Source organism: uncultured Maritalea sp. (assembly GCF_937139385.1).
Lineage (GTDB): Bacteria > Pseudomonadota > Alphaproteobacteria > Rhizobiales > Devosiaceae > Maritalea > Maritalea porphyrae_A.
Window position 1 is genome coordinate 1 of the sequence record NZ_CAKZPW010000207.1, and the last position, 7,731, is coordinate 7,731.

At 49.6% G+C, this 7,731-nt stretch carries 9 protein-coding genes and 1 pseudogene; 5 read left to right on the plus strand and 5 right to left on the minus strand.

Annotated elements, in window-relative coordinates; genetic code table 11:
• Nucleotides 1-77: 77 nt before the first annotated feature.
• From Q0231_RS08870 to petA, 4 genes are all read right to left on the minus strand, one after another.
• Nucleotides 78-773 carry a YoaK family protein gene (locus tag Q0231_RS08870; RefSeq protein WP_299347226.1) on the minus strand — a complete coding sequence of 232 codons (696 nt, stop codon included), beginning with the start codon at nt 771-773 and terminating at the stop codon, nt 78-80.
• Nucleotides 774-1,083: 310 nt separating this feature from the next.
• On the minus strand, nt 1,084-1,920 hold the full coding sequence (locus Q0231_RS08875) for a cytochrome c1 (RefSeq protein WP_269394743.1): 837 nt from the start codon (nt 1,918-1,920) through the stop codon (nt 1,084-1,086).
• Nucleotides 1,921-1,930: 10 nt separating this feature from the next.
• On the minus strand, nt 1,931-3,193 hold the full coding sequence (locus Q0231_RS08880) for a cytochrome b N-terminal domain-containing protein (protein ID WP_269394742.1): 1,263 nt from the start codon (nt 3,191-3,193) through the stop codon (nt 1,931-1,933).
• A gap of 11 nt (nt 3,194-3,204) precedes the next feature.
• A complete protein-coding gene (gene petA / locus Q0231_RS08885) occupies nt 3,205-3,729 on the minus strand; it encodes a ubiquinol-cytochrome c reductase iron-sulfur subunit (protein WP_299347229.1) in 525 nt (174 codons plus the stop codon).
• A gap of 314 nt (nt 3,730-4,043) precedes the next feature.
• Between petA and Q0231_RS08890 the strand changes: the two genes are divergently transcribed.
• The 5 genes from Q0231_RS08890 to Q0231_RS08910 all read left to right on the plus strand — a co-directional run bounded on the left by Q0231_RS08890 (nt 4,044) and on the right by Q0231_RS08910 (nt 7,346).
• The gene (locus tag Q0231_RS08890; RefSeq protein WP_331283685.1) at nt 4,044-4,514 is read left to right on the plus strand and encodes a tRNA (cytidine(34)-2'-O)-methyltransferase; all 471 of its coding nucleotides are present in this window, start codon (nt 4,044-4,046) and stop codon (nt 4,512-4,514) included.
• Nucleotides 4,511-5,398: an oxygen-dependent coproporphyrinogen oxidase gene (gene hemF / locus Q0231_RS08895; RefSeq protein WP_299347231.1), complete on the plus strand. Its 888-nt coding sequence runs from the start codon at nt 4,511-4,513 to the stop codon at nt 5,396-5,398. Before Q0231_RS08890 ends, hemF begins: the two co-directional genes overlap by 4 nt.
• A 111-nt stretch (nt 5,399-5,509) precedes the next feature.
• Nucleotides 5,510-5,860: a YciI family protein gene (locus Q0231_RS08900; protein ID WP_299347232.1), complete on the plus strand. Its 351-nt coding sequence runs from the start codon at nt 5,510-5,512 to the stop codon at nt 5,858-5,860.
• The gene (locus Q0231_RS08905) at nt 5,861-7,114 is read left to right on the plus strand and encodes an RNA polymerase sigma factor (protein ID WP_299347233.1); all 1,254 of its coding nucleotides are present in this window, start codon (nt 5,861-5,863) and stop codon (nt 7,112-7,114) included.
• Nucleotides 7,083-7,346, plus strand: coding sequence for a hypothetical protein (locus tag Q0231_RS08910; RefSeq protein ID WP_269394737.1), 264 nt, complete (start codon nt 7,083-7,085; stop codon nt 7,344-7,346). Before Q0231_RS08905 ends, Q0231_RS08910 begins: the two co-directional genes overlap by 32 nt.
• Here Q0231_RS08910 and Q0231_RS08915 read toward each other — a convergent pair.
• Nucleotides 7,343-7,731, minus strand: a pseudogene (locus Q0231_RS08915) (CCA tRNA nucleotidyltransferase); the annotation flags it as partial. The gene Q0231_RS08910 and the pseudogene Q0231_RS08915 sit on opposite strands and share 4 nt — an antisense overlap.

Here is a 7,731-nt window from a genome sequence, read left to right on the forward strand (position 1 = left end):
ACAAAGTGACCATACGTTGCTCGTGCGACAATGTCCGGTATGGCGAAAAGTTCAGTAAGATACAGTAGTTTTTTCGCTTAAAAACGGTGTGCCCGAAGAACTTCTGGCACTGCTATGAGCATCAATACCACTGCGGCGATCACAAATAGCCAACTTCCGATAAATTGATACAAAAGTGCACCGCAGCCCCCGCCCATGAAAAAGCAAACAAGGGTCAGACTGTGAAGCCAAAGCTTTGGCATCGCATCGTGACGCGACTTATTATCACCCAACAATGCCGCCAATTCGATGCCGATATCGGTTGCCATTCCAGAAACATGAGTTGTACGCACCCGCGCCCGTGAAATCATTGTCGTGACTGCGTTTTGAAGCCCCATTACGAAACTTAGGACGATAACCAGAAACGTTTCATTTGTATTGGTCGATGACAGGCCAAGAGCAATGCCCAATACAAAAAGTATAACGGCCTGCGCGGTAATCGCTAAAGCGTAAACGGAACGTATTTGTCGACTTTCACCGACCTGAATAGCAAGTGCTGCCATGCTCGCCCCAAAGACAAAGGCAACCACTAGTCCCAAAAAAGAAAGTGAGATTAGAATTCCACCGTTTGCGAGCTGATCTGCTGCGGCAGAAATGTTGCCTGTCATATTCGCTGTAAAGGATCCCGCAATTAGGAACCCAACAGCGTTCAACGCCCCTGCAACAGAAGAAAGCAGTCCTGCCAGCACCAAATCAATGTTTGATGTGCGGTTATCGCCAACTTTGATTAACACGGGAGTGCCTCTTGAACTCGTCTTGCCGTAGTGACGTTTAGCATTTTACACTTTCAGCAGTCATTTAGATCGCGCACAAATGATCGTTTTTGTGGGACTTGTAAACTACCTCGTTCCTCCCCTTCAAAAAAACAGTTCCAAATCCAAACAACAGCCACAAGTTTCACTTCAGCTGTCATAGCTGTCTTTCGCGCCATTTCAGAGTTTCGGTAAAAAGGGCTCAAGGCAGTCATTTGCAATCAACAGCGGCACAAAAAAGGGCCAGCCCGAAGGCTGACCCTTATAATTTATTTCATTTCAACCCAAAGGCCTAGTGATCAACGTTGCTCCACAAGCGACGCTTAACCAGATACATCATGCCTGTTAGCAAGATGAGGAACATGATCACGCGGAAGCCAAGTTCCTTCCGTGCAGTCATGTCGGGTTCTGCAAGCCACATCATGAAGGCAGAAACGTCTTTTGCATATTGCTCAACAGTTTCAGGTGCATTGCCTTCATAGTCCACAATCTCAGCTGACAATGGTGGTGCCATTGAGATTTTGTGACCTGGGAAGTGATCGTTGTAATATTGACCATCGCCAAGCTCTACGCCGTGCGGTGCTTCTTCATGATAACCAACGAGCAGGTTGTAGATATAGTCTGCACCGCCCTCTTGGTAAGCTGTGAAGTAGTTGCCAATCCAGTTCGGGAATTTTTGCGGCACGTTACGTGCTTTTGCCAAAACTGAAAAATCCGGAGGAACAACACCATTGTTCGAGCCAGCGGCCTCAAGCGGCGTTGAAAACGGATTTGGCCACGTATCTGCAGCAATAGCAGGACGCTCGCCATCTTCAACTTCCAAGTCAATCACAGTGTACTCAGCGGCAAGTGCTTTCACCTGAGCTTCTGAATACTCAGTGCCCCCCTTTTTGCTCAACATACGGAAGCTGAACAAATCGGCAGAGTGGCAAGAAGAACAAACTTCTTGGAACACTTGGAAACCACGCTGCAATTGCGCTGGGTCATATTTGCCGAACACGCCGGCAAAAGACCAATCCTGCAACACAGGATCCGGACCATCGCCACCACCTGCAGCAAATGCAGTACCAGCTGACAATGTGCTCGCTGCAATTAGGACAGCGCTGATGATTTTTGTGAATTTTTTCATCATCTCTCTCCTATTCAGCCGCTTTCGGGGCGCTCTTAGCAAGAACACTTTCCGAAATGCTAGCTGGTAGCGGTTTGGTTGTTTCAATATTTGGCAAGAACGGCAAGATCACCAAGAAGTAGAGGAAATAATAAGCCGTGCACAATTTCGCGAAGAACAAATATACGCCTTCAGCTGGCTGTGCGCCAAGATATGTCAAACCGATGAAGCTGATGACCCAAACCCAATAGAACCAACGGAACATTGGACGGAAAGCGCCGGAGCGTACTTTCGAACGATCAAGCCATGGCACAAAGAACCACACAACGATCGAACCAAACATCATGATCACGCCGCCGAGTTTACTGTCGATCGGACCTACGTTGAAGTCGATCGCACGCAAGATGGCGTAGAATGGCAAGAAATACCACTCAGGCACAATGTGCGGAGGCGTTACCAATGGGTTGGCAGGAATATAGTTATCTGGGTGACCCAAAATGTCTGGCGCGAAGAACACGAACCAAGCAAATGGGATCATAATAACCAAGACCGCAAACAGGTCTTTCATGGTGAGATATGGGTGGAAAGGAACAGTGTCCGCCTTGCTCTTCACTTCAACGCCAGTTGGGTTGCCGTTGCCTGGTACGTGCAATGCCCAAATATGCAAGGCAACAATGCCAACCAACATAAATGGCAACAAATAGTGCAACGAGAAGAAGCGGTTCAATGTTGGGTTATCCACCGCAAAACCGCCCACAAGAAGGGTTTTGATGCTGTCACCAACAACGGGGATCGCTGAGAAGAAGTTCGTGATCACGGTTGCGGCCCAGAAGCTCATTTGGCCCCAAGGAAGCACATAGCCCATGAATGCAGTCGCCATCATCAACAAGAAGATGGTACAGCCCAAAATCCAAAGCACTTCACGTGGCGCTTTGTATGATCCGTAATAAAGACCACGGAAAATATGGACATAAACCGCAAAGAAGAAGAATGATGCGCCGTTTGCGTGGGCTGACTGAATGTAGCGGCCCCAGTTCACATCGCGACGGATATGCTCAACAGAGTTGAACGCAAGATCCACATGCGGTGTGTAGTGCATCGCAAGCACAACGCCGGTAACGATTTGCAGGACCAAGAAGATCGCCAAAATCGCGCCAAACGTCCACCAGTAGTTCAGGTTTTTTGGTGACGGAAAGTCAACAAATGAGTCATAGCCAAGACGGATGATCGGCAAGCGCTCATCCATCCATTTTTCAAAACCAGAATTTGGTTTGTAATTACTTTGATGTGCCATCAGACTGCCCCCTAACCAATCTTAATCACTGTATCGGACGTAAAATCATAGTCCGGAACAATAAGGTTTTCAGGTGCAGGCCCCTTACGGATACGGCCAGCAGTGTCATAGTGCGAACCATGGCATGGGCAGAACCAGCCATTGTAATCGCCCGCTTCACCCACTGGGATACAACCCAAGTGCGTGCACACACCAATCATAACAAGCCACTCTTCGTGACCTTCTTTGACGCGTTCAGCATCTGACGCTGGATCTTTAAGATCTGACAGCGGCACTGCTTTCGCCTCTTCAATTTCGCTTTGTGTCCGACGACGGACAAAAACAGGCTTTCCGCGCCACTTCACAGTGACGGATTGCCCAACTTCAATTGAAGAAATATCTAATTCGATAGAAGCCAACGCCAAAGTTGAGGCGTCCGGGTTCATTTGGTCAACAAGCGGCCATGCCACGGCTGCGGCACCTACCGCGCCAACAGCGCCCGTTGCGAAATAGAGAAAATCTCTTCTGTTCGGTTCTGAATTGCTTTGTGTAGCCAAGGTCAAGATCCCTACCTAAGATCGTTCATCCGCTCCCGCTCAACTATCCATATCCTAGATAGCAGAATCACCCCCATCTGAAACAGATGAAGCGGAAATCGCGGCCTTTTTTGCACTCTATAAAGCGCTTGTCCAGCCTTTGCGGCGCGAACTGGTAAAAACTGCGACACAATACCCTAGAAATTTGCCCTTTCTGCCCCATATAGAGCCAAAATTTCCCAATCGCTTTGCCAAAGCGGCCAAAACCACTCGACAAGTGCGCCCAAAACCGCTTTGTGGACTATTCGCCTTAAGCAAAAGAATGAGTTTTTACCGTGACAATTTCCCTCGCCCTCTATCAGCCCGATATTCCACAAAATGCTGGCACGCTGATGCGGCTGGGGGCGTGTCTTGATTTACGTGTGCATCTTATTCACCCCACTGGCTTTCTTTTTACACAGAAATCCTTTCGCCGCGCCGGAATGGATTATTTAGATCAAGTAGATCTGGTGGAGCACAAAAGCTTTGACGCCTTTAACGACTGGCGCACGGGTGAGACCAAACGCTTGGTCCTCTTGACCACAAAATCTTCAATTCCACACACCCAAGCCACTTTTGATGCTAATGACGTTTTGATGGTGGGACGTGAAAGCGCGGGGGTGCCTGACGAGGTCGCAAACATCTCTGATCTCAATTTGCGCATCCCCATGCGACAAGATATGCGCTCTATCAATGTCGCCATATCCGCTTCTCTTGTGCTAAGCGAAGCGCTACGTCAAACCAACCATTGGGCAAATCTTTCATGACCAGTTTCGATCTTGATCAAAAAAAGCAACAAGCCAGCGCATGGTTCCGCGAATTGCGCAATCAGATTTGCTTGGGTTTTGAACAGCTTGAAGACGAATTGGTCGGCACGCTTTCCGATCAAGCCCCAGGACGGTTTGAGCGCAAACAATGGGACCGCACAGACCAAACCACCGGAAACCCAGGTGGTGGCGGCGAAATGTCGATCATGAAAGGCCGCGTGTTCGAGAAAGTTGGCGTGCATATTTCAACCGTGCATGGCGAGTTTTCAGAAGATTTTGCAAAAGGCATGCCCGGCACAGAACAGTCTCGCGCCTTTTGGGCCAGCGGCATTTCGCTGATCGCCCACCCGCAAAACCCAAATGTTCCTGCCGTGCATATGAACACCCGCATGGTCGCCACCAGCGAGTGGTGGTTTGGCGGCGGCGGCGATCTAACCCCTGTTTTGGACAGACGTCGCAACCAGAAAGATAAAGACACCATAGATTTCCACGCAGCGATGAAAGCCGCATGTGACGCACATGAATGTGCCGACTACCCCAAATACAAAAAATGGTGTGATGACTATTTCTATCTGCCGCATCGCAAGGAACCACGCGGCACCGGCGGCATTTTTTATGATCGCCACAATTCAGGCGACTGGGACGCCGATTTCGCCTTCACGCAGAATGTGGGGCTGAACTTCAAAGAGATTTACAATCAGCTGGTACGTCGCAACTTCAACAATGCGTGGACAGAAGCGGACCGCGAAGAGCAATTGGTGCGTCGCGGACGCTATGTGGAGTTTAACCTGCTTTATGATCGGGGCACCACGTTTGGCTTAAAAACTGGCGGCAATGTGGAGAGCATACTGTCTTCCATGCCCCCTGCAGTTAAGTGGCCATAGGCAAAAACAAAAAAAAGAATCTCAAGCCTGTCGAATTCCGCTTATCCTAAACGACTATTGGGTATAGGCGCCAAAAAGCGCGCCTTTTGGGAACAACATAAGGATACGCAAATGCAATTCATGGCTCTCATTTACAATGCTGAAGGTTCAGAATCTTCATATGAAGGCGGCATGGAAAAAATCATGGCCGACTATTGGAAATTTGGAGAAGAGGCCAAAGCGGCCGGCGTGATGGTTACTGGCGATGCGCTTGAAGCCGTTTCAACCGCCACCTCCATCCGCGAACGCAATGGCAAGGTCGAACTGACTGACGGCCCATTTGCTGAAACAAAGGAACAATTGGGCGGCTACTATTTGCTCGAATGCAAAGACCTCGACCAAGCCATTGAGTGGGCACAAAAAATCCCGACGGCAAAATACGGCACGATTGAAGTGCGCCCTGTTATGGTCTTCGATCAATAATTGTCTGAGATTGAACACCATCTGACCCGAGCCTTACGCAAAAGCTCGGGTCGGATATTGGCCAGCTTGATCAAAAGCTTTGGTGATTTTGACAAAGCCGAAGATGCGCTGCAAGACGCCGCGGCTGAAGCGCTGCGTGTTTGGCCAACAAATGGCATACCTCACAATCCAGCAGCATGGCTGCACACGGCGGCCAAGCGCCGCGCGATAGATAAAATCCGCAAAGACACGCGCCACCATGCCAAAGAAACGCAGCAGATTTTGATCGATCTTGAAGCCACCAAGGAAGATATGTCTGAAACCGACTACGATATTCCAGACGAACGCTTGCGGCTCATGTTCACCTGCTGCCACCCCGCATTGTCCAACGAAGCGCAATTGGCGCTCACCCTAAGAACACTAGGCGGCCTGACGGTGCGCGAAATTGCCCGAGCCTTTCTAAGCAGCGAAACAGCGATGCTGCAGCGGATCACTCGAGCCAAAAAGAAGATCCGTGACGCTGGCATTCCCTATGAAGTTCCTGGCATTGAGCAATTAGCCGGACGCCGCGTGGCTGTGCAAAAAACCATCTATTTGATCTTCAACGAATCCTATTCAGCCTTTGAGGGTCAAACGCTTACCCGCGATGATCTCGCCAAAGAAGCGATCCGCCTTGCGGCCCTATTGTTTCGACTTGATCCCTGCCCCGAAACGGGCGGCCTTTTGTGTTTGATGCAATTTACCCACGCGCGCCGCGCCGCCCGAACCGACAATGACGGCCAAATGGTCAGCCTTGAACACCAAGACCGGAGTTTGTGGGACCACAAAACGATCAAGCAAACCAATGCGCTATTGGTTGAGCAGATTAAACTTGGCCAATTTGGTCCCTATCAATTCCAAGCAGCCATCAGCGGCTTGCACTGTCAAGCGCAAAGCTGGGGCGCTACCGACTGGCAACAAATTGCAGCTCTTTATCAAGCACTCACGGCATTTGATCCTTCCCCCGTGGTGCAACTCAATGCTGCCATGGCACAAGCCAATATGGGTGAGGTGCAAACTGCACTCGCAAGGCTACAAACGTTGGAAGACGAGCTTAAGGGTTACCAACCCTTTTTCGCGGCCCGCGCAGAACTTCATCTTATGCGAGGCGACAAAACATCGGCACTAACCGACCTAGACCGCGCCATCGACCTCACAAAGAATCTCATCGAGCGAAGATTCTTGCTCGATAAACGAGAAAATGTTGCAATTTGCAAAAGTGACACCGAAAATTAACCGTTCACTAACCATAATCGCCGTCATGAAAGCACAATTATACGGCCAGAATGTACCGATGTGGAAATCAAATCAGCTGTGGCGCGCAGCCCGCTTGAAGCACATCCAAAAAGACATTCAAAGCACACAGTTTATGACTGATTCAATTTTTGGCGGCCAGTTCCAAGCCACCTATCAGCAAAATGCTATGGTGCTCAAAATTGCCACACAAAGAGCGCTGAAAAAAGCTTAGGCTTCAGACAGCAAACTGTCACGCTTCAAAGCAAAACCGCTTTCAACCCAGCGCTTTTCTAGTTTCGTTAGGACTTGCCCCATATCGGGCCCTGGCGCATGTCCCAGTTCGATCAAATCTTGCCCTTTAACTGGAAACTCCGGCGCCACCCAAGTTTGCGCCACTTTCAATAGCCGCAAGTAACCCGATGCGCGCTCAACAGCTTCCATGCTTTCGCCAGACTTTTGTCGCATGCTCGCCAAGGACAATTGAAGTGCAGCAATAGTGGCGGCTTGATCACCCCAATAGATCTGCGCCTTAAGCTCTTGATCCTTCATTTCAGCATTTAACCCTTCAACCATCGCCCATTTTTGCAATTGGTCTGCCTCTGCATTCGACAAACGAA

Bases quoted from the DNA above. Each gene is read 5' to 3' on its own strand.
- Q0231_RS08880 (WP_269394742.1), bottom strand. From the start codon at position 3,193: ATGGCACATCAAAGTAATTACAAACCAAATTCTGGTTTTGAAAAATGG.
- Q0231_RS08900 (WP_299347232.1), top strand. From the start codon at position 5,510: ATGCAATTCATGGCTCTCATTTACAATGCTGAAGGTTCAGAATCTTCA.
- Q0231_RS08875 (WP_269394743.1), bottom strand. From the start codon at position 1,920: ATGAAAAAATTCACAAAAATCATCAGCGCTGTCCTAATTGCAGCGAGC.
- hemF (WP_299347231.1), top strand. From the start codon at position 4,511: ATGACCAGTTTCGATCTTGATCAAAAAAAGCAACAAGCCAGCGCATGG.